The organism is Streptomyces griseomycini (genome assembly GCF_014203535.1).
GTDB lineage: Bacteria > Actinomycetota > Actinomycetes > Streptomycetales > Streptomycetaceae > Streptomyces > Streptomyces griseomycini.
This window is the reverse complement of record NZ_JACHJI010000012.1, coordinates 160,366-183,175: the sequence shown is the minus strand read 5'-3', so window position 1 is coordinate 183,175 and position 22,810 is coordinate 160,366. Positions and strand designations below refer to the sequence as shown.

21 protein-coding genes are annotated in these 22,810 nt (G+C 74.1%); 7 read left to right on the top strand and 14 right to left on the bottom strand.

Going from position 1 to position 22,810, the window contains the following annotated elements:
- Positions 1 to 39: 39 nt before the first annotated feature.
- Together FHS37_RS29275 and FHS37_RS29270 are read right to left on the bottom strand one after the other, a co-directional pair.
- On the bottom strand, positions 40 to 1,308 hold the full coding sequence (locus FHS37_RS29275) for a M14 family metallopeptidase (RefSeq protein WP_184826674.1): 1,269 nt from the start codon (positions 1,306 to 1,308) through the stop codon (positions 40 to 42).
- Positions 1,305 to 3,260: a Xaa-Pro dipeptidyl-peptidase gene (locus FHS37_RS29270; protein ID WP_184826672.1), complete on the bottom strand. Its 1,956-nt coding sequence runs from the start codon at positions 3,258 to 3,260 to the stop codon at positions 1,305 to 1,307. The genes FHS37_RS29275 and FHS37_RS29270 overlap by 4 nt, the downstream gene beginning before the upstream one ends.
- A gap of 206 nt (positions 3,261 to 3,466) precedes the next feature.
- Here FHS37_RS29270 and FHS37_RS29265 point away from each other — a divergent pair, with 206 nt between their 5' ends.
- Together FHS37_RS29265 and FHS37_RS29260 are read left to right on the top strand one after the other, a co-directional pair.
- Positions 3,467 to 4,987 carry a M1 family metallopeptidase gene (locus FHS37_RS29265; protein WP_184826671.1) on the top strand — a complete coding sequence of 507 codons (1,521 nt, stop codon included), beginning with the start codon at positions 3,467 to 3,469 and terminating at the stop codon, positions 4,985 to 4,987.
- 97 nt (positions 4,988 to 5,084) lie between these two features.
- A complete protein-coding gene (locus tag FHS37_RS29260; RefSeq protein WP_184826669.1) occupies positions 5,085 to 5,966 on the top strand; it encodes an arginase family protein in 882 nt (293 codons plus the stop codon).
- 15 nt (positions 5,967 to 5,981) lie between these two features.
- On the opposite strand, the gene FHS37_RS29255 is transcribed toward FHS37_RS29260, so the two are convergent.
- A complete protein-coding gene (locus FHS37_RS29255; RefSeq protein WP_184826667.1) occupies positions 5,982 to 6,461 on the bottom strand; it encodes a macro domain-containing protein in 480 nt (159 codons plus the stop codon).
- A 42-nt stretch (positions 6,462 to 6,503) separates the two neighbouring features.
- The gene (locus tag FHS37_RS29250) at positions 6,504 to 7,970 is read right to left on the bottom strand and encodes an amino acid permease (protein WP_184826665.1); all 1,467 of its coding nucleotides are present in this window, start codon (positions 7,968 to 7,970) and stop codon (positions 6,504 to 6,506) included.
- A 215-nt stretch (positions 7,971 to 8,185) separates the two neighbouring features.
- On the opposite strand from FHS37_RS29250, the gene FHS37_RS29245 reads away from it, so the two are divergent.
- Positions 8,186 to 8,938, top strand: a complete 753-nt coding sequence (locus FHS37_RS29245; RefSeq protein ID WP_184826663.1) for a MerR family transcriptional regulator — start codon at positions 8,186 to 8,188, stop codon at positions 8,936 to 8,938.
- A gap of 80 nt (positions 8,939 to 9,018) precedes the next feature.
- On the opposite strand, the gene FHS37_RS29240 is transcribed toward FHS37_RS29245, so the two are convergent.
- The 3 genes from FHS37_RS29240 to FHS37_RS29230 are packed head-to-tail and all read right to left on the bottom strand — an operon-like array spanning position 9,019 to position 13,615.
- Positions 9,019 to 11,196 (bottom strand): 3-hydroxyacyl-CoA dehydrogenase NAD-binding domain-containing protein, encoded by a 2,178-nt coding sequence (locus tag FHS37_RS29240; protein ID WP_184826661.1) that lies wholly within the window; start codon positions 11,194 to 11,196, stop codon positions 9,019 to 9,021.
- A 47-nt stretch (positions 11,197 to 11,243) separates the two neighbouring features.
- The gene (locus FHS37_RS29235) at positions 11,244 to 12,458 is read right to left on the bottom strand and encodes an acetyl-CoA C-acetyltransferase (protein ID WP_184826659.1); all 1,215 of its coding nucleotides are present in this window, start codon (positions 12,456 to 12,458) and stop codon (positions 11,244 to 11,246) included.
- A complete protein-coding gene (locus FHS37_RS29230) occupies positions 12,455 to 13,615 on the bottom strand; it encodes a CaiB/BaiF CoA transferase family protein (protein WP_184826657.1) in 1,161 nt (386 codons plus the stop codon). The genes FHS37_RS29235 and FHS37_RS29230 overlap by 4 nt, the downstream gene beginning before the upstream one ends.
- Before the next feature lie 277 nt (positions 13,616 to 13,892).
- On the opposite strand from FHS37_RS29230, the gene FHS37_RS29225 reads away from it, so the two are divergent.
- The gene (locus FHS37_RS29225) at positions 13,893 to 15,071 is read left to right on the top strand and encodes a saccharopine dehydrogenase family protein (RefSeq protein ID WP_184826655.1); all 1,179 of its coding nucleotides are present in this window, start codon (positions 13,893 to 13,895) and stop codon (positions 15,069 to 15,071) included.
- 106 nt (positions 15,072 to 15,177) lie between these two features.
- On the opposite strand, the gene FHS37_RS29220 is transcribed toward FHS37_RS29225, so the two are convergent.
- Positions 15,178 to 16,284, bottom strand: coding sequence for a class I mannose-6-phosphate isomerase (locus FHS37_RS29220; protein WP_184826653.1), 1,107 nt, complete (start codon positions 16,282 to 16,284; stop codon positions 15,178 to 15,180).
- Positions 16,285 to 16,665: 381 nt separating this feature from the next.
- The gene (gene mmpA, locus FHS37_RS29215; RefSeq protein WP_184826651.1) at positions 16,666 to 16,815 is read right to left on the bottom strand and encodes a morphogenic membrane protein MmpA; all 150 of its coding nucleotides are present in this window, start codon (positions 16,813 to 16,815) and stop codon (positions 16,666 to 16,668) included.
- 264 nt (positions 16,816 to 17,079) lie between these two features.
- Here mmpA and FHS37_RS29210 point away from each other — a divergent pair, with 264 nt between their 5' ends.
- Entirely contained in the window at positions 17,080 to 17,289 is a 210-nt protein-coding gene (locus FHS37_RS29210; protein WP_184826649.1) for a hypothetical protein, read from the top strand.
- 49 nt (positions 17,290 to 17,338) lie between these two features.
- Here FHS37_RS29210 and FHS37_RS29205 read toward each other — a convergent pair whose 3' ends face one another.
- Positions 17,339 to 18,148 (bottom strand): alpha/beta hydrolase family protein, encoded by an 810-nt coding sequence (locus FHS37_RS29205; RefSeq protein ID WP_184826647.1) that lies wholly within the window; start codon positions 18,146 to 18,148, stop codon positions 17,339 to 17,341.
- 87 nt (positions 18,149 to 18,235) lie between these two features.
- Positions 18,236 to 18,988 (bottom strand): endonuclease V, encoded by a 753-nt coding sequence (locus FHS37_RS29200; RefSeq protein WP_229890165.1) that lies wholly within the window; start codon positions 18,986 to 18,988, stop codon positions 18,236 to 18,238.
- A 58-nt stretch (positions 18,989 to 19,046) separates the two neighbouring features.
- On the opposite strand from FHS37_RS29200, the gene FHS37_RS29195 reads away from it, so the two are divergent.
- Positions 19,047 to 19,343: a YciI family protein gene (locus tag FHS37_RS29195; protein ID WP_184826735.1), complete on the top strand. Its 297-nt coding sequence runs from the start codon at positions 19,047 to 19,049 to the stop codon at positions 19,341 to 19,343.
- 18 nt (positions 19,344 to 19,361) lie between these two features.
- Here the strand turns inward: FHS37_RS29195 and FHS37_RS29190 are convergent, their stop codons facing one another.
- Positions 19,362 to 19,688: a plasmid stabilization protein gene (locus tag FHS37_RS29190; protein WP_184826645.1), complete on the bottom strand. Its 327-nt coding sequence runs from the start codon at positions 19,686 to 19,688 to the stop codon at positions 19,362 to 19,364.
- A 71-nt stretch (positions 19,689 to 19,759) separates the two neighbouring features.
- Positions 19,760 to 20,812 (bottom strand): WD40/YVTN/BNR-like repeat-containing protein, encoded by a 1,053-nt coding sequence (locus FHS37_RS29185; RefSeq protein ID WP_184826643.1) that lies wholly within the window; start codon positions 20,810 to 20,812, stop codon positions 19,760 to 19,762.
- A gap of 345 nt (positions 20,813 to 21,157) precedes the next feature.
- On the opposite strand from FHS37_RS29185, the gene ssgD reads away from it, so the two are divergent.
- Entirely contained in the window at positions 21,158 to 21,571 is a 414-nt protein-coding gene (ssgD, locus tag FHS37_RS29180; protein WP_184826641.1) for a spore wall synthesis regulator SsgD, read from the top strand.
- Positions 21,572 to 22,039: 468 nt separating this feature from the next.
- On the opposite strand, the gene FHS37_RS29175 is transcribed toward ssgD, so the two are convergent.
- Positions 22,040 to 22,738, bottom strand: coding sequence for a GOLPH3/VPS74 family protein (locus tag FHS37_RS29175; RefSeq protein WP_229890164.1), 699 nt, complete (start codon positions 22,736 to 22,738; stop codon positions 22,040 to 22,042).
- Positions 22,739 to 22,810 lie beyond the last annotated feature (72 nt).

Here is a 22,810-nt window from a genome sequence, read left to right as displayed (position 1 = left end):
CGATACGCCCCTACCACGCGTGGCGCAAAACTCACCTGCTCAACAGGAGGTGTCGGGCTCCCCCTCCGTGAGGTGGTACGCGGCGCGCCCGTCGAGGAGCAGCGGGACGAGGGCCCGCAACGACTGCCGCAGGGGGACGAGGACGCCGTCGCCGTCCGGTCGGACGCGCACGCCGTGCAGGGCGAGTTCGTCCCGGACGTCCGCGTACCGGGCTGCGGTCAGGCGGTAGCCGCAGGGCGGGTCGGCGATCACCTCGGAGGGCTCGGGCGGATCGTTGTCGGCTCCGCCCAGGTGCACGGGGCCGGTGTCGGCGTGGCCGGCGGTGCGCGCCGCGGCGGTGGCCGCCTCGACCTGTCCGCGGCGCTCGCCGGTGAAGCGCAGCAGGCCCTCGAGCGCCGCCAGCTGGGAGTTCACCCTGCGCCGGTTGTTGAGGGCCGCGTCGGCCCGCTCCGCGTCGGTGAGCGGGTCGACGCGGCTCTCGATGAGCAGGCCGACGCCGTGCTTGATCCCGGACATGTTGCGCAGGATGCGTTCCTGTCCGTCGCCGGCGGTCTGGCGGATCGGTTCGCCGGTGACGGGGTCGGTCCAGACGCCGTAGGTGCCGGTCGAGTGGCCGGCGGCTTCGGCGGCGGGGCGCACGTAGTCGCGGGACAGGCTCCGCGCGGTGTCGTGGACGGCCGGGTGGGTGTTGAGGTTGCGCGGCCAGAGGTCGAACAGGTCCTTGTCGTAGTAGGGGGGTGTGGCGCCGTACTCGTGCAGGTCGTAGATCACGTCCGGGCGGCGGTCGCGGACGACGGCGGCCAGGGCGCGTCCCTCGGCGGTCCGCAGGGCGAGGTGGTCGCGGTTGACGTCGACGCCGTCGCCGTTGCCCCGGGTGTCGGCGGCGCGGCCGTCGGGGTTGGCGGTGGGGACGACGAGCACCGTGGTGCGCTCCAGGAGGCGGCGGGTGGGCCGGTCCTCGGCGAAGGCCAGGTCGCGGACGGTGGTGAGGCAGGCCTCGCGGCCGGAGGGTTCGTCGCCGTGCTGACTGCACACGAGTAGCACCGTGTGGGAGGTGGGGCGGGTGCCGATGCGGACGAGCCGGAGCGGCCGGTCCTGCCGCGTCGTCCCGATCCGGGTGACGGAGACCCGGCTGCTCGCCCGGTCGACGGCCGCGAGGAACCGCTGCTCCTCGTCCAGGGTGGTCCAGCGGGCGCCGTCGCTCGCCTCGAACCCGGTCCGGGGCGCGGAGTGTTCGGCGGCCCGGCCCGGTGCGGTGACGAGGGACGCGGCGAGGACGGTGGCGGTGAGGACGAGGGCCCGCTTCACCGGGCCTCCCCGGGGACGCGGTGGGCGGTGGCGCTCGGCCGGTCCACGCCGTCCAGGACCGCGTCCCGGGCCTCGGCGTGCGAGCCCGCGGTGGCGCGGGCGAACGCGGCCGTTCCGCCGACGAACGGGACGCGCGCGGAGGTGCGGGCCAGGTCGAGGGTAAGCGTCGGGGTGTCGGCCGGGGGGTCGATCAGGCCCCGGTCGGTGCCCGCGACGATCAGCGCCAGGCGGTGGCCCTCGGGCACGACGTGGTCGGTGGCCGCGAGGTCGAGGGTGATGGTGTACCGCTCGCCGGGGGTGAGGGACTCGCCCCTGCCGCTGTTCGCGTGGTCGCCGAGGTCGGCCCAGCCGCGGCTGACGACGGTGAAGCCGACGTCGGTGGTCTTGGCGCGGGTCTCCTTGAAGCAGGAGCTGTCGCCCGCGGTGCTCGCGCCCCAGCAGGTGCGCTCGGCGAGGGTGGTGATGCCCTCGTCGGCGTCGGCGTAGTCGCGGATGGTGTCGGGGCCGAGGTCCACCAGGACGGCGGACAGGTGGGCCGTCGGGGTGCTGGGGGTGGCGGTGACGGTGACCCGGGAGGAGCCGGACAGCCGCAGGTCGCGGGTGAGCGGCCCGGTGACGAAGCCCGCCTTGTCCGGTGTCGGCGTGTCGACGCGCGCGGCCCAGTCGGTCTCGCTCAGCCGCGGGTCGTCGGTGACGGTCTCGGTGCCCCTGCCCCTGCGCAGGCCCAGGGTGCCGACGCCGGCCTCCGTGCCCTTGGCGGGGCGCAGGGTCGCGGTGTGCGTGCCGCGCGGCGGCCAGGTCGCGGAGGTGACCCACTGGTCGGGGCGGCGCTCGATGTCGGCCACCGGTTCCCGGTCGACGCCGTTGTCGTAGCCGAGGAGTTCGTGGTCGAACCAGCGGTGCAGGGTGTCGACCCACTCGGCGCGGCGGAAGTCGAAGGGGTCGACGTGACCGGTCTGGGAGAGCCAGATCTTGCGCTCGACCCCGTTCTTCGCGAGGGCGTCCCACCAGGGGCCGACGTGCTGCATCCGCACGTTGAGGTCCTGCATGCCGTGCACGAGGAAGACGCTGGCCCTCACCTTCTCCGCGGCGCGCACGTAGTCGCGTTCGGTCCACAGCGGCGTCCGGTCGCCGGTGCGCGGGGCGCCCTCGACGAGTTCACGCTGGACGCCGGCGCACCGCGCGCGGGCCTGTGGGCTCTCGACGTAGTTCGACAGCCAGTCGGGACCGGAGTCGTAGAGCGGGGCGCCCCGGGTGAAGTAGTAGTCGTACCAGGAGGAGATGGCGGCGATCGGGACGATCGTCTCCAGGCCCTCGACACCGGTGGCGGCGACCCCGTTGGCGATGGTGCCGTCCCAGCTCTTTCCGATCATGCCGGTGCGGCCGTTGGTCCAGGTCGCCTCGGCCCGTTCGGTGCCGGTGCGGGTGGTGTAGGCCTCGCCGCGGCCGTTGAGCCAGTCGACGACGGCCTTGGCGGACTGGACGTCGGAGCGGCCCCCCACGTCCACGCAGCCGTCGGACCGGTTGGTTCCGGCCAGGTCGACGCCGACGACGGCGTAGCCGCGCGGCACGAAGTAGTTGTCGTAGAACAGCGGCATGCCCACGATGTCGCCGTTCGCGTCGTACGTCTTCTTCTGGCTCTCGTTGCCGCGTCCGCAGCAGGAGTAGTACGGGCTGGCGTCCATGATGACGGGGACCTTGCGGCCCCGCTGCGCGGGTTCGCGGGGGCGGACGATGTCGACGGCGACGCGGTCGGCGCGTCCGTCGCGGTCCTCGTCGAGTCCGGTGTCCACCCAGACGGCCTCGCGGACGGCGTTCTCGTAGGAGTGGACGGGCAGGCTCTCGCGCGGCGCGGCGTCCGCCGCGGCCGGGGTGAGCAGCGTGGCCGTCAGGGCGGCCGTGGCCGCCGTCGCGAGCGGTCTCCAGGTCGTGAAGCGCGTGCGTTTCGGCATGCGCGGACGGTACATCGGGCAACTGGAGTAAAGAAGAGGGCGGCTGACGCCCCGTGAGCGTGTCGGTGGCCGAAACCGCGTCCGGGGCCGGAGGTTCGTGGCGGCCGAATGGCGATCGTGTGACGGCGGGGGCCGTGGACATGTCCGGGGCAGGGGGGGTCAATAGGCTCCGAAAGGCCTCGTGCCCCTACGACTTGGAGCCCTTCGTGCACCGCAGAATCATCGTGCCGGGAGTCCTGGCCTCGGCCACCCTGTTGCTGGCGATCCCGGCATCGGCCGCGAGCCCCTCCCCCGGCGCGCCGGGCATCGGCGACCCCTACTACCCGGCCTACGGCAACGGCGGATACGACGTCTCCCACTACGACCTCCGGCTGAGGTACCGGCCGGCCACCGACGAACTGGAGGGCACCGCCACCCTTCTGGCCCGCACCACCCAGGACCTGTCCCGCTTCAACCTGGACTTCCTGCTGGACGTGAGCGAGGTGCGGGTCGACGGCGCGAAGGCGTCGTTCACCGCCTCCGGCGAGCACGAGCTGGAGATCACCCCGAAGAGGGCCCTGCCCGAGGGCGCGGACGTCACGGTCGTGGTCCGCTACCGGGGTGTGCCGTCGTCGAAGGAGGCGTACGGCTTCACCGGCTGGCACCGCACCCCGGACGGCGGTGTCGCGGCGGGCGAGCCGGAGGCGGCCTGGTGGTGGTTCCCGAGCAACGACCATCCGCTGGACAAGGCCACCTACGACGTCTCGGTGCAGGTTCCGGACGGCACCCAGGCCGTCTCCAACGGGACGCTGCGGTCGACGGATTCACGGGCCGGCTGGACCCGCTGGAACTGGCGCTCCGACAAACCGCAGGCGACCTACCTGGCCACGCTCGCGATCGGCCGGTTCGACATCACCACCGGCACGACCGAGAGCGGCGTCCCGGTCCTCAACGCCTACAGCGAGGACCTGGGCGCCGACGCGGGCGCGGCACGGGCGAGCGTCGAGCGGACCGGGGAGGTCGCCGACTGGCTCACCGAGTACTTCGGGCCGTACCCCTACGACGCGCTCGGCGGCTACGTGCCGAACACCGACACCGGGTACGCGCTGGAGACCCAGACCCGGCCGTTCTACAGCCCGCGCCAGTTCGCGAACGGCTCCAACGTGTCCGTCGTCGTCCACGAGCTGGCCCACCAGTGGTACGGGAACCTGGTCTCCGTGGCGGGCTGGAAGGACATCTGGATCAACGAGGGCTTCGCGCGGTACGCCCAGTGGCTGTGGTCCGAGCACGAGGGCGAGGGCACGGCTCAGGAACTCGCCGACCACGTGTACGCCTCGCGCCCGGCCGACGACCCGTTCTGGACGGTGAGACCGGGTGACCCGGGCCCGGAGAACCAGTTCCACGGCGCCGTCTACGACCGGGGCGCGCTGGCCCTGCAGGCGCTGCGGAACGAGGTCGGCGACGAGGCGTTCTTCACCGTCCTGAAGGGCTGGCCGCGGAAGTACGCCCACGGCAACGCGACGGTCGCGGACTTCCGGCGGTACGCCGAGGAGGTGTCGGGCGAGCCGCTGGCGGCGCTGTTCGACACCTGGCTGTACCAGGCGTCCAAGCCGGAGGGGCCGGCGGCTCGGGCGGTGTCGGGAGCGGCGAAGGCTCCCGCGGGGTCCGCGGAGGCGCCGGTGCCGCCGAAGTCGTGGAAGGAGATCGCCGCGACGAACGGTGTGCACGACGACGGGCACCGTCACTGAGGACGCGCCGTGTCCCGCCCGGCGGTCTACGGTGGGCTCATGCGCCGGTCACGCGCGTGGGCCGGCCGGCGCCGCCGGGCGGACGAGGGAGCCGGACGTGCGGGACGTGGCGATCATCGAGGCACCGTCCGTCCTGGGGCTGCGGCCGACCGGGGTCGAGGACCTCGCCGGCGCCCTCCTCGGCGCCGGGCTGGCCGAGGGGCTCGGGGCGGTGCGGGCGGGCCGGGTCGAGCCGCCCGGGTACGACCCGGTGCGCGATCCGGTCACCGGGGTGCTGAACCCGGCGGGCATCGCCGCGTACGCGGTCGCGCTGGCCGACACGGTGGGCGACGTCCTCGACGCCGGACGGTTCCCCGTGGTGCTGGGCGGGGACTGCAGCATCCTGCTCGGCCATCTGCTCGCGCTGCGCCGCCGGGGCCGGCACGGGCTGCTGTTCCTCGACGGCCACACCGACTTCTACCAGCCGGCGGCGGAGCCGGTCGGCGAGGTGGCGTCGATGGAGCTCGCGCTGGCCACCGGGCGGGGGCCCGGCGTCCTCGGCGACCTGGAGGGCCGGGGCCCCCTGGTGCGGGACGAGGACGTGGTCGCCCTCGGCTTCCGGGACACCGAGGAGTCCGCGGCGGCCGGGATGCAGCCGCTGCCGCCCGCGCTGCACGCGATGGACCTCGACGCGGTGCGCGTCCTGGGAGCGGCACAGGCGGCGCGCCGTGCGATCGGCCTGCTGACCGGCGCGGGCGCCGGGTACTGGGTGCACCTCGACGCCGACGTCCTGGACGACGCGGTCATGCCCGCGGTCGACTACCGGCTCCCCGGCGGACTGGCCTGGGAGGAACTGGAGACGGTTCTGCGCACCGCGCTGACCGGGCCCGGTGCCGTCGGCTTCGACGTGACGATCTTCAATCCCCGTCTGGATCCGGAGGGGACCGTCACGGCACGCCTCACCCGGTGCCTGCTGCGGGCGTTCGCGCCGGAGGGCTGACGCGCGGCGGCACGCTCAGTCCCCGTGGTCGTACACCGTCACCGGTATCCCCCGCCGGACCAGCCGCCCGGTGACCATCGGCTCGACCCGGGACCACTTCCCGCCGGCCAGCCCGCAGCCGATGCGGGGCATGTGGACGGAGGCGCCGAGGCCGGCCGCGTGGTCGGCGAGGCGGGCGAGGGCGGTGTCGATCGCCTCGTAGCGGACGGGAACGCCCTTGCTGCCGGTCCGCACGCCACGCTGGCCGATCATGTTGGCCACCCAGACGTACCGCTCGACCTGGACCAGCTGCACCGCGCCCAGGGCGAAGTCGTTGGACGCGCGGTCGCGGTGCCAGGCGCGGTAGGCGGCCTCCGGCTCGGGCCAGCGGCGCGACACGGCCAGGACGAAGCCCTTCCCCCAGCCCCCGATGTCGTTGCAGACATGGGCGATGACCTTGACGCCCTTCACCGACGGAGCGGTGGCGTCACCCCGGACGTATGTGATCCCCGACATGACGCCACCGTAGGCGGAGCCACTGACAGTGGCTCCGCCCTGTTACTTCGTGAGCCCGCCCGGCTCGCGGTCGGCGGTCCGTCCGACCCGGCGGCGGACGCCGTACCAGCCCGCGACCAGCATCACCGCGATCACGGGGACGAGCAGCAGCGTCTTCCGGCCGATCTCGGGGTCGTTCCACATCAGGCCGAGGACGGCCACCAGGAAGGCGATGGTGGCGATCTCGGTGACCGGGCTGCCGGGGAGGCGGAAGGACGGGCGGGTGGCCAGTCCGGCGCGGGCCCGGCGGACGAAGATCAGGTGGCAGATCATGATGATCACCCAGGTGCTGATGATGCCGAGCGAGGCGACGTTCAGCACGATCTCGAAGGCCTGGGCCGGCATGAGGAAGTTCAGGCCGACTCCGAGCACGCACACGCCACAGGTCAGCAGGATGCCGCCGTAGGGCACCTGGCTGCGGTTCATGCGGGCGGTGAACTTCGGGGCGGAGCCCGCCACGGCCATGGAGCGCAGGATGCGGCCGGTGGAGTACAGGCCGGAGTTCAGGGACGACATCGCGGCCGTGAGGACGACCAGGTTCATCACGTCGCCGGCCGCCGGGACGCCGATCTTCGACAGGACGGTGACGAAGGGGCTCTCGCCGGCCGAGTACATCGAGCCGGGCAGCAGGAGGGCGAGCAGGACGACGGAGCCGACGTAGAAGAGGCCGACGCGCCACATGATGGAGTTCACCGCGCGGGGGACGACCTTCTCCGGTTCGGCGGTCTCGCCCGCCGCGACACCGACCAGCTCCAGCGCCGCGTACGCGAAGATCACGCCCTGCATGACGATGACGACGGGCAGCACGCCGTGCGGGAGGACGCCGCCGTTGTCCGTGATCATGTTCAGACCGGGGGTGCCGCCGCCCACCTCGTGCTGGGTGGCGAGCAGGAAGACGCCGACGAGCATGAAGGCGACGAGCGTGGCCACCTTGATGATCGCGAACCAGAACTCCAGCTCGCCGAAGATCTTCACCGAGATCAGGTTCACGGCCAGCACCACCGCGAGCGCGACCAGCGCGAGCACCCATTGCGGGATGTCGGTGAACAGGCTCCAGTAGTGCGTGTAGAGCGCGATCGCGGTGATGTCGGCGATACCGGTCGTCGACCAGTTCAGGAAGTACATCCAGCCGGCGACGTACGCGCCCTTCTCGCCGAGGAACTCCCGCGCGTACGACACGAAGGAACCCGAGGACGGGCGGTACAGGACCAGCTCGCCCAGGGCCCGCACGACGAAGAAGGCGAAGACGCCGCAGACCAGATAGGCCAGCGCGAGCGCCGGGCCGGCGTCGTGCAGACGGCCGCCGGCGCCCAGGAAGAGCCCGGTGCCGATCGCGCCGCCGATGGCGATCATGTTGACGTGGCGGGCTTTGAGGTCCTTGCTGTAACCGGCGTCGCCCGCGTCCGCGGGGGCCGGGGCCGTCGTGGTGGGGGGTGCGGCCATTGCCGTCGTCACGGCGTCCTTGCTCACGGTGCTCCACTCTTTGGTGCGCCCGGGCGGGTCACGCCCGGGTGTCCGGATTGCCTCGGCCGGCGCGCTCGGGTCAAGGCACAGACCAAGAGGGCACTTTTCCTCATGCGCGGTTCCGTGCGTGATGGCGGACGTCACACCGCGGAACATCTCACAGGACCCTCCGGGGGCGGTCCATGTGTCACAGCACCGGTGGTACAGCGATACTGCTGCACATGACGACCGAGACCGAGGCGCTCCGGACGCGGCACGGAGACGAGGAGCCCACCCTCACGATCGACGAACTGGCGGCCCGGGCCGGCGTCACGGTGCGCACGATCCGCTTCTACGGCACCAAGGGGCTGCTGCCGCCCCCGGTGCTCGGTCCGCGGCGGGTCGGCCGTTACGGGCGGGAGCACCTGGCCCGGCTGGCGCTCATCGAGGAGTTGCAGCGCCAGGGCATGACGCTGGCGGCCATCGAGCGGTACCTGGGGCAGCTGCCGCCGGACCTGACCGCGCGGGAGCTGGCGATCCAGCGTGCGGTGGTGGCCTCCTGGGCGCCGGAGACGGCGGAGACGGTGACGCACGAGGAGCTGGAGCGCAGGGCGGGCCGGGCGCTCGGCGCGGAGGAGGTCGAGCGGCTGGCGGCGATGGGCGTCGTCCGGCGCGACGGTGACCGCTACGGCGTCGACACCGGTCTGCTGCGGCTCGGCGTCGAGCTGCTGGACGTACCGCTGTCGCACGAGACGGTCCTCGCCGCCCGCACCACGCTGACCGAGCACTCCCGCGCGGCGGCCCACGAACTGTCGCGGCTGCTGCGCGACGCGGTCGCCGAACGGGACGCGCGGGACGTGAGGTCGCTGTCCGCCCATATGCAGCCGCTCGTGGTGCAGGCGCTGCTCACGACGTTCCAGCGGTCGCTGAGGGAGGAGCTGCGGGAGTGGATGGACGACGACGCCCGGGGCTCGCGCGACGACGCCCGCGGGTGACGCGGGAAGGCCGCAGGTGACGGCGGGGAGGCCTCGGGTGGCGCGGCGGAGTGCCGCGCCACCCGGCAGGGGGTGCGCCGTCAGCGCGCGTCCGTGAAGACCTCGCCCTTCTCCGCCTTCTCCACCAGCAGCGCCGGCGGGGTGAAGCGCTCGCCGTAGCGGTCGGCGAGCTCACGCGCGCGGGCCACGAAGCCCGGCAGTCCGCCGTCGTAGCCGTTGATGTACTGCAGGACGCCGCCGGTCCAGCCCGGGAAACCGATGCCGAGGATGGAGCCGATGTTGGCGTCGGCGACGGAGGTCAGCACGCCCTCCTCCAGCAGCCGGACGGTGTCCAGCGCCTCGGCGAACAGCATGCGCTCCTGCATGTCCCGGAACGGGATCCCGTACCCCGGCTCGGTGAAGTGCTCGCGCAGCCCCGGCCACAGGGCGCCGCGCCTGCCGTCCTCGTCGTACTCGTAGAAGCCGGCGCCGCCGCTGCGGCCGGGGCGGCCGAACTCGTCGACCATCCGGTCGATGACGGCCTCGGCCGGGTGCGCGGTCCAGGTGCCGCCCGCCTCCTCCACGGCCCGCTTCGTCTCGGCCCGGATCTTGCGCGGCAGGGTGAGCGTCAGCTCGTCCATCAGGGACAGCACCTTCGCCGGGTAGCCCGCCTGGGCGGCTGCCTGCTCGACGGAGGCGGGTTCGATGCCCTCGCCGACCATGGCGACGCCCTCGTTGATGAAGTGGCCGATGACCCGGGAGGTGAAGAAGCCGCGCGAGTCGTTGACGACGATCGGCGTCTTCCTGATCTGCCGGACCAGGTCGAAGGCGCGGGCCAGCGCCTCGTCGCCCGTCCGCTCGCCCCTGATGATCTCGACCAGCGGCATCTTGTCGACGGGCGAGAAGAAGTGCAGGCCGATGAAGTCGCCCTGGCGCTCGACGCCCTCGGCGAGGGCCGTGATGGGCAGGGTGGAGGTGTTGGAGCACAGCAGCGCGTCGGGGGCGACGACGTCCTGGATCTCCTGGAACACCTTGTGCTTGAGCGCGGTGTCCTCGAAGACGGCCTCGATGACCGCGTCGCAACCGGCCAGGTCGGCGACCTCGGCCGTGGGCGTGATGCGGGCCAGCAGCGCGTCGGCCTTCTCCTGGGTGGTGCGGCCCTTGGCGACGGCCTTGGCGCACAGCTTCTCGGAGTAGCCCTTGCCCTTGACGGCCGCCTCCAGGGAGACGTCCTTGAGGACGACGTCGATGCCCGCGCGGGCGCACGCGTAGGCGATGCCGGCGCCCATCATCCCGGCGCCGAGGACGGCGACCCTGCGGACCTGGCGGGGCTCGATGCCCCGGGGGCGGTTGGCGCCGGAGTTGACGGCCTGGAGGTCGAAGAAGAACGCCTGGATCATGTTCTTCGACGTCTGTCCGGCGGCCAGCTCGACGAAGTAGCGGGCCTCGATGACCTGGGCGGTCTCGAAGTCGACCTGGGCTCCCTCCACGGCGGCCGCGAGGATGTTGCGCGGGGCCGGGTAGGGGGCACCGCCCGTCTGCTTGCGCAGGGTGGCCGGGAAGGCGGGCAGGTTGGCCGCGAACTTCGGGTGGGCCGGGGTGCCGCCCGGGATGCGGTAACCGGGCCTGTCCCAGGGCTGGGCGGACTCCGGGTGGGCGTCGATGAAGGCGCGGGCCTTGGCGAGCAGTTCCTCCGGCGTCGCGGCCACCTCGTCGACGAGGCCGTTCTCCAGGGCGCGCCGGGGGCTGTACTGGGTGCCCTGGAGGAGCACCTTGAGGAGGGCGTCGGCGATGCCGAGCAGGCGGACGGTGCGGACGACGCCGCCGCCTCCGGGGAGCAGGCCGAGGGTGACCTCGGGGCAGCCGATCTTGGAGCCGGGGGCGTCGAGGGCGATGCGGTGGTGGCAGGCCAGGGCGAGCTCGTAGCCGCCGCCGAGGGCCGCGCCGTTGATCGCGGCGACGACCGGCTTGCCGAGGGTCTCGATGCGGCGCATCTGGCGCTTGACCGCCATGCCGCCGTCGAACAGGTCCTGCGCCGTCTCGGGGGTGACCCGGATCAGGTCGCGCAGGTCGCCGCCGGCGAAGAAGGTCTTCTTGGCGGAGGTGAGGATGACGCCGCGGATGGAGTCCTTCTCGGCCTCCAGGCGGTCGGTGATCACGGCGAGGGAGTCGCGGAACGCCTGGTTCATGGTGTTCGCGGACTGGTTCGGGTCGTCCAGGACGAGGGTGACGACGCCGGTGTCGTCCTGTTCCCAGCGGATGGTGGTGCTCTCGGTCATGAGGGAGTCTCCGGGTCTTCGTGGAAGTCGCGTGCGGGCGCCGGGTTTCAGAGGCGTTCGACGATGGTGGCGATGCCCATGCCGCCGCCCACGCACAGCGTGGCGAGCCCGTAGCGCTTGTCCTGGCGCTCCAGTTCGTCGACGAGGGTGCCGAGGATCATCGCGCCGGTGGCGCCGAGGGGGTGGCCCAGCGCGATGGCGCCGCCGTTGACGTTGACCTTGTCCAGCGACAGGCCCATGTCCTTCACGAAGCGCAGCACGACCGCCGCGAACGCCTCGTTGATCTCGACGAGGTCGATGTCGTCGATGGTCAGGCCGGCCTTGGCGAGTGCCTTGCGGGTGGCGGGGGCGGGGCCGGTGAGCATGATGGTGGGCTCGGAGCCGGACACGGCGGCGGAGACGATCCGCGCGCGCGGGGTGAGCCCGTAGCGCTCGCCGACCTGCTCGGAGCCGATGGCGACGAGGGCGGCGCCGTCGACGATGCCGGAGGAGTTGCCCGCGTGGTGGACGTGGTCGATCTTCTCGACCCAGTGGTACTGCTGGAGCGCCACCGCGTCGAAGCCGCCCAGTTCGCCGATGTCCGCGAAGGACGGCTTGAGGCCCGCGAGGGAGTCGGCGGTGGTGCCGGGGCGCATGTGCTCGTCGCGGTCGAGGACGACGAGGCCGCTGCGGTCCTTCACCGGGACGACGGACCGCTCGAAGCGGTTCTCCTTCCAGGCGGTGGCCGCGCGCTCCTGCGACAGGGCGGCGTACTCGTCGACGTCGCGCCGGGAGAAGCCCTCGATGGTGGCGATCAGGTCGGCGCCGATGCCCTGCGGCACGAAGTTGACCTGGAGGTTGGTCATCGGGTCGTTGAACCAGGCGCCGCCGTCGGAGGCCATCGGCACCCGGGACATCGACTCCACGCCGCCCGCCAGGACCAGGTCCTCCCAGCCCGAACGCACCTTGGCGGCGGCCAGGTTGACGGCCTCCAGGCCGGAGGCGCAGAAGCGGTTCTCCTGCACGCCGGCCACCGTGTCGGGCAGTCCGGCGGCGATGGCGGCGATGCGGGCGATGTCGGAGCCCTGGTCGCCGACGGGGCCCACGACGCCGAGGACGATGTCGTCGACGGCGGCCGGGTCGAGGTCCGGGAAGCGGCTCCGGATCTCGTGGATGAGGCCGACGACCAGGTCGATGGGCTTGGTGCCGTGCAGGGCGCCGGTCGCCTTGCCGCGCCCGCGCGGGGTGCGGATCGCGTCGTACACGTACGCTTCGGTGCTCACGGGGAGGCCTTTCGCTGAGGGTTCGAGGACGAGGACAGCAGTCGGGGGACGTCCCAGTCGCGGGCCACGCCGACGGTGTCGGCGCCCGGCCGGGCGGGCCCGGTGCGGACGGTGGTGGGGGTCGCGGAGAACCGCGGGGCCGGTGCGGGCTGGGTGGTGCCGCCGTGGTCGGTGAAGGTGGAGCGGGCGGCCAGGTGCGGGTGGTGCGGGGCCTCGCGCAGGGACAGCACGGGCGCCACGCACGCGTCGGAGCCCTCGAAGACGGCCGTCCACTCGTCGCGGGTGCGGGACTTGAAGCGGGCGGCGACCCGCTCGCGCAGTTCCGGCCACCGGGTGACGTCCAGGTGGGCGGCGGCCTGGTCCTCGAGGCCGAGCAGGCGCAGGAACTCGGCGTAGAACCGCGGCTCCAGCGCGCCCACCGCCATGTGCCGGCCGTCGGCCGTCTCGTACGTGCCGTAGTACGGACAGCCGCCGTCGAGGAGGTTGGCGCCGCGCCGGTCCTGCCAGGCGCCGGCGGCGAGCATGCCGTGGATCATCGCGGAGAGGTGGGCGGCGCCGTCCACGATGGCGGCGTCGACGACCTGCCCGGTGCCGCCGGCGCGCGCGTGGTGCAGGGCGGCGAGGACGCCGACGACGAGGTAGAGGGAGCCGCCCGCGTAGTCGCCGAGGAGGTTGGCCGGGACGGCCGGGGGCCGGTCCGGGTCCCCGATCATGCCGAGGGTGCCGGTGAGGGCGAGGTACGCGACGTCGTGCCCCGCGCGGTCGGCGAGCGGGCCCTGCTGGCCCCAGCCGGTCATCCGGCCGTAGACCAGGCGCGGGTTGCGGGCGTGGCAGTCCCCGGGACCGACGCCGAGGCGCTCGGCGACGCCGGGGCGGTAGCCCTCGATCAGGACGTCGGCGCGTTCGGCCAGGTCGAGGACGCGTGCGGCGCCGTCGGGCGCCTTCAGGTCGACGATCACGGAGCGCTTGTTGCGGTTGGTGACGTCGTACGCCGGGTCGATGCCGAGTCCCGGGCCGCCGGGGCGGTCCACGCGGACGACGTCGGCGCCCAGGTCGGCGAGGAGCATGGCGGCGAACGGGCCGGGCCCGATACCGGCCAGCTCGACCACGCGCACGCCGGTGAGCGGGCCGTGCCCCGGTGTCTTCGCTTCCGTCATCCGCAGCTCCCCGTCCCGAGCGTGACACAACCGATGTCACACCAGTGATGCTAAGAACGTGTTCCACCCGGCACAAGACCGGGCGAGCAAGCGCTTAGCAACTGTACGCGCGGGCGGGGGCGGGCGCCCGAAGGGCGCACCCGCACGCTTTTTCCCACTTCTTCGGGGCGTTCCCGGGCACGGCCGCCGGCTTCCTCCGGGCTCGCCGTCGCGCTCCGCACCCCTCACGCTAGCCTCGGCCACCGACAGCGGCGCGGCTGCACGACCAAGGGGTGTCATGAGCAGGCTGAACAGGACGGACCGTCCGTACGACATCGTGCTCTTCGGAGCCACCGGCTTCGTCGGGACGCTCACCGCGGAGTATCTCGCCGCCCACGCGCCCGCCGGGCTGCGCTGGGCGGTCGCGGGCCGCAGCGCGGGGAAGCTGGAGCGGCTGCGCGAGCGGCTGCCCGGGGGCGCGGAGGTCGGTCAGCTGCGGGCGGACGCGTCCGACCCGGCCTCGCTGCGCGAGCTCGCCGAGCACGCGCGCGTGGTGGCCACGACGGTGGGTCCCTACGTGGAGCACGGCGAGGAACTCGTCGCCGCCTGCGCGGACGCCGGCACGGACTACGTCGACCTCACGGGCGAGCCCGAGTTCGTGGACCTGGTGTACGTCCGCCATGACGCACGCGCGCGGGAGACCGGCGCACGGCTGGTGCACGCCTGCGGCTTCGACTCGGTGCCGCACGACCTGGGTGCCTACTTCACCGTGCGGCAGCTCCCCGAGGGGGTGCCGCTGACCGTGGACGGCTTCGTGACCGCCGACGCGGCCTTCTCGGGCGGGACGTTCGCCTCGGCGCTGGGCCAGTTCGCCCGGCCCCGGCAGCTCCGCGCGGCGGCCCGGGAGCGCCGGCGGCACGAGCCCCGGCTGGTGGGCCGCCGGGTCTCGGCGCCCTCGGGCGCGCCGCGCTACGCCCCGGAGGTGGGCGCCTGGGCCCTGCCGCTGCCGACCGTCGACGCGCAGATCGTGCGCCGGTCGGCGCGGGTGCTCGACCGGTACGGTCCCGACTTCCGCTACCGGCACTACGCGGCCGTCCGCCGCCTCCCCGTGGCGGTCGGCGGGGTCGCGGCCGTGGGCGCCCTGGTGGCGGCGGCCCAACTGCCTCCCGCGCGGCGCCTGCTCTCCGGGCGGCTCAGGCCCGGCGACGGGCCGGGCCCCGAGAAGCGCGCCCGGAGCTGGTTCTCGGTCCGCTTCGTGGGCGAGGGCGGCGGACGGCGGGTGTACACGGAGGTCTCGGGCGGCGACCCCGGCTACGACGAGACGGCGAAGATGCTCGCCGAGGGGGCGCTGTGCCTGGCCCTCGACGACCTCCCGCGGACGTCCGGGCAGGTCACGACGGCGGTGGCGATGGGCGACGCGCTGGTCGAGCGGCTGCGGGCCGCCGGGATCCGCTTCCGCGTCGCCGCGACCCGCTGACGGGCGGGACCGGCCGCGGCGGCCGGTCCGTGCCCCGTGCGGCCCGCGGCGGGGCGGTTCCGACCGCGCCGACGCTCCCGAGGACCGCTGGGACGATCGCCCGGTTTCAGTCCTCCCGCGTGCCGGCGGCGCGGGCGTCCGCGCTCGCGCCGAGGGAGTCGATGAGCGGGAGGGGGCAGCCGGCCCCGAGCAGCGGGCCGCGCACGTCGCGGTCGAGGTCGGGCAGGTAGCCGAACAGGACATCGGCCGGTCCGGTGATCTCGACCTCACCGCAGGCCGCGGGCAGCAGCAGCGTCTCGGCCCGGCCGAGCTCCTCGCTCCAGGCGCCCGTCCGCACCCGCACCGGGGCGCCGACGTTGGACAGGACCTGCGCGGTGGCGAAGGTGTGCCGCAACGGCTCCGGCGTCCCGGCACGCAGGCGTTCGAGGGCGAAGTACGGGCCCGCGCACAGGAAGACCCGCTCCGCCCCGTCGCCGACGGCGATCCTCAGCCCGGGCGTGGCGTCGGGTCCGGCCCCCAGGTCGACCTGCTGCATCAGCAGGTCGAGGTGGGAGCCGAATTCGGCGTCGCCCACCGGGGAGCCGTCCTCCATGTTCCAGCGCATCGCGTGCTGCTGGATGTCGGACGTCTGCTCGATCTCGTAGACGAGGGTGTCCGGTCCGAAACTGTGCAGGGTGCCGCCGGGCACGTAGACGGTGTCTCCCGCGCGCACCGGCAGGCGGCGCAGGACCGCGTCGAAGTCCTGGGCCTCCAGCGCGGCGCGCAGCCGGTCGGCCGTCACGCCGTCCTTGACGCCGCACAGGGCGGTCGCGCCGGGGGCGGCGTCCAGGATGTGCCAGGCCTCGGTCTTGCCGTTGGGCTGCCCCTCCAGGCGCCGGGCGGTCTCGTCGTCGGCGTGCAGGTGCACGGGCAGGGCGCCGGCGGCGTCGATGAACTTCGTCAGCACCGGGAAGCACCGGCCGGACCACCCGGCGCCCATCAGGGCCTCGGGGTGGTCGGCGACCACCTGGCGCAGGGACCGGCCGGCCAGGGGACCGCCGGTCACCACGCTGACGGCGCCCGTGACGTCGCTGCACTCCCAGGTCTCCGCGATGCTCCAGTCCGGGATGCCCTTCTTCCCCAGGCGGCGGGCGATCGCGTGTCCGCCGAACACCAGCGGCCTCGCCGTGACGGACAGCCTCAGCGGGTACAGGTCCGTCCCGTGGGCGCTCATGGGACCGGCCGTCCGCCGGTGACCGTGGCGCGGGGCCCGGAAACACAGCGGGCCCCGTCCGGGGCGAGCAGCGGGTGGACCGCCGCCGGCTCGGCCCGTCCGGATGCGCTTCGAGGCCGTCGCCCGGGCCGGGGACCGGCCGCATCGGCGCACGCGATCGCCGTCGCGCGCCCGCTGCCGCCGCCCCCACCCGTGATCACCGCTGCCCCACCGGGCAGGGAGTGCTGCTGACGGGGCTGGGACACGATGCCTCCGGAGTTCGGTCGAGCCGGACGGGCACGGCGGTGCCGGCCCGCGCCCCGGCGCACCGGGAAGGTGCCGTGGACGGGTACCCCGGCTCCACGCCGGTGGACAGGCAGGACCGGAACACCCGGCGAAGCGCTACCGGAGCGGCCACTCGAGGAGGGTGTAGATCATCCCGGCGATCCAGCCGAGTCCGGCCAGTACGGCGAGGACCAGCCCGATCGTCACGGCCCGCTCGACGGGGTGGGCGGAAGGGGCGGCGGGTTTGGGCGCGCGGTGCGTCGTCATGCGTCCCAGCCTGCCGACGGGGGCGGTGGCCGGGCATCCGTGCACGTACTCAGTTCGCACCCGAGTGCCCCGCACCCGTGCGCGGTGACGGCGGGGCGGTCCTTCGCGGCCGGCACCGCCGAAACCGGAGGACCGGGCCCCGCGGCCCGCTCGGCATCCTCCCGGTTTGAGACCTGCGGGCCGGTTCGGCCGGAGAGCACGGCGTCGGACGGCGAGGCCGGTCCTCGAAGTGCCAACAAGGAGTTCAATGAAATCCTTGAAGGCATGCGATTTCTCCTCGAAGTCACCATGGACGGCGAAGCGTTGACGAAGGACCCCGCCGGGGAGCTGGGGCGGATCCTGCGGTACTGGGCCGGGAACCTGCGCCACTACCCGCTCGAACCCGGCGACGGGTCGGTGGTCTACGACTCGGAGTACCGCGAGGCGGGACGGTGGGCGATCGAGACGGAGACCGAGGGGGAGAAGCTGCCCTAGGTTCCGTCGCGCCGCTCGCAGACCCGTCGGCCGAAGGCCGTCCCGGCCGCTACGGCAGCGGCCGGCCCGTGTCCGCGAGGTGGCGTCGGAACCACCGGGTGAGTCCGGCGTCCACTTCGCGGGCCAGGGGCAGCTGCGGCGCGGGCTCGATGCCGGGCTCTTCGGCGAGCGGATGCGCCAGCCCGGGGATCGACAGCAGCTCGGACCGCTCCCCCAGCGCGTCGACGAGAGCCAGCGCGTCGGCACGCAGCCCCGGGTAGTCCGACTCGCCGCTGACGACCAGCAGCGGCGCGCGGTCGGCGATGTCGCCCGCCCTCGCGACGAAGTCCATGCTGTCGACGGCCTTCTCGGATTCCGCGTCGTACGGGTAGGCGCCCGGGAACAGGTCGACGGCGGACCGCATCCGGACGGCGGCGTTCACGACGGCGCCGGCGAAGACCGGGATCTCGCTCTCGGCCAGGACCCGCAGCGCGACGGCCCCGCCCAGCGAGCCGCCGAGCACACCGATCGGGCCGTCGTCGACCGGCAACTGCGCACGGACCGACGCCAGCGCGGCCGGAAACTCCTCGGCCGCCTGCCGGACGAACGGATACAGGTAGGACATCAGGGCGTCCTGGCGCGCCAGCTCCATGACGGCGTCCATGCCGCCGTCGACCATGCGCGCCCCGCACATCGGCATGCCGAGGTGCACCCGCCACGCGGGCACGCCGTGCAGGGGCAACGCGGCGGCGAACGCGGCGTCCGACCGTGGCGCGTCCAGCATGTGCCAGGTGACGATCAACGGCGCGGCACCGTCGCCGGCCGGTGGGAGAGCGGTGAACGGCACGCCGGCGGCCGTGCCCCTGATCGGTGAGTCCATGCGGACACGGTAGGTCCGCGGCCGCACACCGGGAGCCGGGTATCGCCACCGGCGAAACGCCCGCCGCCGGGTCCCGCCGGGCGGCCGTCACCCGCGGCGCTCCGGTGCGGCCCGTCCCTCCGGGCGGTGCCCCTCGGAGGACGGGCCCTGGTCTTCGGCCGCCTCGCGGAGCGCCCTGCGGCACAGGGCGTCCGCCCTGCGGGTGGTCTCCGGGAGGCGGTAGACGGGGGTCAGCGCGAGGGTGTGGGCGCAGGCGTTGGCGAGGCTCACGCGGTGGCCGACCGAGACGAAGACCGGCTTGACGGCGTCCCTCGTGCGCAGGGCGCGGCCGACCTCCTCGCGGCCGGCGAGCAGCGGTGCCGTGCTGCCGCGCGGGGTGTCCGGGTCGTCGTGGGTGAAGGTGAAGGGGTTCTTGGCGACACCGATCGTCGGCAGGCCGGTGAGGACGCCGAGGTGGCTGGCGAGGCCGAAGCGGCGGGGGTGCGCGAGGCCGTAGCCGTCGCAGACGACCAGGCCGGGCGGGCAGGGCAGGGCCTCGAGGACGGCGAGGACGGTGGGGAGTTCGCGGAAGGCGAGCAGCCCGGGCACGTACGGGAAGGAGATCCGCCCGACGGCCGTGGCCTCGGCGACGACGTCGAGGCTCGCCGCGTCCAGGACGACGGCCGCGGCGGCCACCACGTCCCGCTCGTCGTCGTAGGCGACGTCCACGCCCGTCACGTGCCCCGTGCCGGGCGGCGGGCCCGGCTCGTCGAGGACCACCCGGGCCCGCAGCTCGTCCTGGACGGCGCGGGCCTGCTCCTCGGTCGTGGGCCAGTCGCCGGGAATCGGTAGGGTCGTCATGGTGCGACGAGCCTACGGGGTCACCCGCGCGTGCGGGACCGCAGGCAGGCTCGCGGTCGTGTTCGTACTGGAACTGACCTACACCGCCCCGCTCGACGCCGTCGATGCCGTCCTGGACGCACATGTGGCGTGGCTGGACGAGCAGTACGACCGGGGCGTCTTCCTGGCCTCGGGGCGCAAGAACCCCCGCGACGGCGGGGTGATCCTCGCCGTCGCGGAGGACCGGGCGCGCATCGAGGAGATCGCCGCGGGCGACCCCTTCGTCGTCGCCGGCGTGTGCGCGTACCGCATCACGGAGTTCGTCGCGACGAAGACGGCTCCGGAGCTGGCCCGCCACCGGCAGACGCCGGGCTGACCCGCGCCCGTCCGGCGGTCAGTCCTTGCCCAGAGCGCGCCGGAGTTCGCTCTTGTTCATGTTCGAACGGCCCTCGACGCCGCGCTTCTTGGCCTCCTCGTACAACTGGTCGCGCGTGGGTCCCTGGGAGCCCTTGCCGGACCTCTGGCCGCCCCGCTTGCCGGACGACATGTCCTGTGTCGAGGTGCGGCTCGCCGTCCTGGACTCGCCGGACCGGGCGCGCTCCTTGTTCACCGTCCGCGCGGCGATCTCCTTGGCGCGCCCCGTGCTCTCGCCCCGGTCCTGCGCGCTCTCCTTGATGTGCTCGTACTGACGCTCCCGCTTGGAGCCGGAACCGCGTGGCATGTCCGCTCACTTCCTCTCGCGTTCGGCGAACGGGTACCCACGCCGGCGGCGGACACGGCCCACCATGTGCGTCAGTGCTCCAGGCGGGCGACCCTCCCCTTCTCCCCCGCCGCCCAGCAGCCGCGGTCGGGTGCGCAGTCCACGGTGTCGTACGAGCCGGTGTCGACCGTCCGCCAGGTGCGGCCGGCGTCGGTCGTCAGGTCGGTGCCGGTGGGGCCGACCGCGAGGGCGGCGGTGCGGCTGTGCGGGAGCCAGGCGACGCCGGAGCGGTAGGCGGGCGGGGAGGCGGCGGCCGGGCGCCAGCCGCGTCCGCCGTCGGAGGTGCGCGCGGCGGCGTCCGGCGATGCCTGGTCGGGGCGGAAGTCGCCGCCGACGGCGAGGCCGTGGGCGCGGTCGCGGAAGGCGAGGGCGAAGACCCCGCGCGCCGGATCGCCCCCGGGGACCGAGGTGTCGGTGACCGTCCAGGTGCGGCCCCGGTCGGCGGAGTGCAGCACGCGCGCGCGTGCCGCTCCGCCGGTGGCCAGCCAGACGTCCTTCGGCCCCGAGGAGACCAGGCACTGGCCGCTCGCCGCGAAGCCGGCCTCGCCCTCCAGCGCGGGCGGCATCCCGGTGTCGGGCAGCACCGTCCAGGAACGGCCTCCGTCCCGGGTCGACAGGATGCGGAACTTCCCGTCCACCGGGTCGCTCATCGCGAGGCCGTGGCGGCGGTCGAAGAAGGTGAGGCAGTCGTAGAACGCGCGGGCGTCGGTGTTGCGGAAGGACTCCGTCCAGGTCGCTCCGCCGTCGTCGGTGCGGTACACCCGGGACGCCTCGCCCTCGCCGACGGCCAGCACCACGGCCCGCCGCGCGTCGAACGCCTCGACGTCCCTGAACTGCAACTCCCCCGCGCCCGGCGGCGAGACGTTCCGCCAGCTCTTCCCGCCGTCGGTGGTGCGCAGGACGGTGCCTCGCGTCCCCGCGAGCCAGGCGGTGTCGCGGCCGACCGCGGACAGACCGCGGAACCGCACGTCCGGGGCGCCGCTGTCCTTCAGCGCCCAGTGCGGTGTCCGGTGCCCCGGCGCGGTTCCCCCGGCGCCCGCCTGTGCCGGTGCGGCCGTCAGGACGGCCAGTGCCGCCGCGCACACGGCCGCGGCGGTCGCCCGGCGGTGCGCCGGTCCCGTCGGTCCGCTCGGTCTCGTCCGGTTCGTCGGTCCCGTCGTTCGCGTGCTCCCCAAGCGCCTCATGGCGGGCGAAGCTAGTCCACCGTCCCGGTGCCGTCCAGACGGCCGCACCCGGTGGACGGGAGGTGCGGCGAGCGGCGCAAGTGCCTTGCGGGACGCGCGTGGAGAGCCGCGTCACTCGGGTGCATGAAGGCGGTGACAGAGGTCACTCGGTCTCCGTGTGCACGGATTGGCTGATTCCGTCGTCTCTTCCCGTAGCCGACCCGATCCGCCCGGAAGCCCGTCCAGTCGTCACGAGGGAGCAAGGCGTTGTCCACCGTCATCGAGCAGCCCGTCGAGGCCCGTCTCGTCGCCGCCGCGCCGCGGATGCCGAGCATTCCCGCCACCCTGCACTACGACCGGAGCGACCCGTTCGCCGTCCGCATGACCTTTCCCGCACCCGCCACCCTGGAGGGCGTGGAGGTCTGCTGGACCTTCTCCCGCGAGCTGCTCACCGCGGGGTTGCTGGGGCCCGAGGGCTACGGCGACGTGCGGGTGCGGCCGTACGGCTACGACCGCACCGTGCTGGAGTTCCACGCCCCGGAGGGCACCGCCGTCGTGCACGTCCGCTCGGGCGAGGTGCGCCGGTTCCTCCAGGCCACGAGCGAGCTGGTGCCGACCGGGCTGGAGCACCTCCAGCTCGACCTGGACCGTGACCTCGCGGAGCTGATGCGCGACGCCTGACGGGGCGGGGGCGGTCGCCCCGGCCGGTCAACTCCCGCTGTTCGTCGGCGCGTCGAGCGTGCCGTGGCCCAGTCTCCGGTCGGCGTGCCGTACGTCCCCGCGTCGAGCGGTTCCCGCGCGGCGGACCGGGGCGTGCGCGGCCCGGCGGCGCCGGAACCGACGCTCACCCGGCGCCCCCGGGACGGCCGGGTCGGCGACCGGCGGTGCGCCGGGACCGGCCGTCACGTTCAGCGGTCCGTCGATCCCGGCGGCGAGCTCCTTGACGGTCCCCGGGTCGACGGCCCCGGGGACGAAGGCCCGTCGGCGCCCGCGGCGCGGCGGGCGGCGCGCTCCAGGGTCCGCTCCACTCCCCCGGCGCCGCGCAGGAAGGCGTCGGTGCGGACGTGGACGAACCGGGGTGCGCCCGCCGCGTCGGCGGCCCGGCGGGGCCGGTCCCCGGCGCCTGTGGGCGGGCCGTGCGCCGGGGCTTCACCCGCCGGCGGTGAGCGAGGGCGCCGGGCCGGCGGCGGACAGCGCGGTGCGCAGTTCGCGGACGATCCGGCCCAGTGCGGGTGTCGCGGCCCCGCCGCGTTCGGTCAGGTCCTCGACACGCCGTTCCCAATCGGCCCGGTCCCCGCCCGGCAGCAGGGTGCTCAGACCCGCCGCGGCCCCCAGAGCGACCACCGTCGCGTCCGCCTCGGACACGTCCCCGGCCGGCACCGGGCCGTCGAGGATCCGCCGCATCTCCCGCTGCAGGTGCCGCACCCGGGCCGTGCCCTCCAGGACGTGCTCCACGGAGGGGAACACGCCGAGGACCCGTCGCCTCTCGGCCCGCAGCACCCCCTCGGCCACCAGTTGCTCGCGGACCGCGTCGAGGGTGTGACGGGACCGCAGCGTCACCCAGGTGCGCCAGGGGTGCGGGCAGGACTCGCTGACGAGTTCCAGGAGCCCGTCGAGGACCGCGTCCCCGGTGCGGGAGTCCAGGTCGAGCGGCGTGGCGATGCCGTCGTCGTCGATCAGCAGACCGCGCCGGGCCAGGTCGGCGAGGGCGCCGGCCCGCACCGGAGGGGGCAGGTGGGCCGGGTCGGCGACCTCCCGCCGTGCGGTGTCCCAGGCCAGCAGGTAGAGCCGGGCCGGCAGCGAGAGCGGGCCGTCGGGCACGGGGCGCACAGGGCTCGTGGGGCGCACGGGGCCTCCTCGGGGTTCGGGTCGTGGTCGCGGAAAGCGCGTTGACAGTCCGTACGGCCGGCCGTACGGTGT

Excerpts from the sequence above, each read along its gene's own strand:
- FHS37_RS29225 (WP_184826655.1), top strand. The coding sequence starts at position 13,893 with ATGAGCAGGCTGAACAGGACGGACCGTCCGTACGACATCGTGCTCTTC.
- mmpA (WP_184826651.1), bottom strand. The coding sequence starts at position 16,815 with ATGACGACGCACCGCGCGCCCAAACCCGCCGCCCCTTCCGCCCACCCC.
- FHS37_RS29230 (WP_184826657.1), bottom strand. The coding sequence starts at position 13,615 with ATGACGGAAGCGAAGACACCGGGGCACGGCCCGCTCACCGGCGTGCGC.
- FHS37_RS29190 (WP_184826645.1), bottom strand. The coding sequence starts at position 19,688 with ATGCCACGCGGTTCCGGCTCCAAGCGGGAGCGTCAGTACGAGCACATC.
- FHS37_RS29270 (WP_184826672.1), bottom strand. The coding sequence starts at position 3,260 with ATGCCGAAACGCACGCGCTTCACGACCTGGAGACCGCTCGCGACGGCG.
- FHS37_RS29205 (WP_184826647.1), bottom strand. The coding sequence starts at position 18,148 with ATGGACTCACCGATCAGGGGCACGGCCGCCGGCGTGCCGTTCACCGCT.
- FHS37_RS29200 (WP_229890165.1), bottom strand. The coding sequence starts at position 18,988 with ATGACGACCCTACCGATTCCCGGCGACTGGCCCACGACCGAGGAGCAG.
- FHS37_RS29255 (WP_184826667.1), bottom strand. The coding sequence starts at position 6,461 with ATGTCGGGGATCACATACGTCCGGGGTGACGCCACCGCTCCGTCGGTG.
- FHS37_RS29240 (WP_184826661.1), bottom strand. The coding sequence starts at position 11,196 with ATGACCGAGAGCACCACCATCCGCTGGGAACAGGACGACACCGGCGTC.
- FHS37_RS29220 (WP_184826653.1), bottom strand. The coding sequence starts at position 16,284 with ATGAGCGCCCACGGGACGGACCTGTACCCGCTGAGGCTGTCCGTCACG.
- FHS37_RS29210 (WP_184826649.1), top strand. The coding sequence starts at position 17,080 with ATGCGATTTCTCCTCGAAGTCACCATGGACGGCGAAGCGTTGACGAAG.
- FHS37_RS29245 (WP_184826663.1), top strand. The coding sequence starts at position 8,186 with ATGACGACCGAGACCGAGGCGCTCCGGACGCGGCACGGAGACGAGGAG.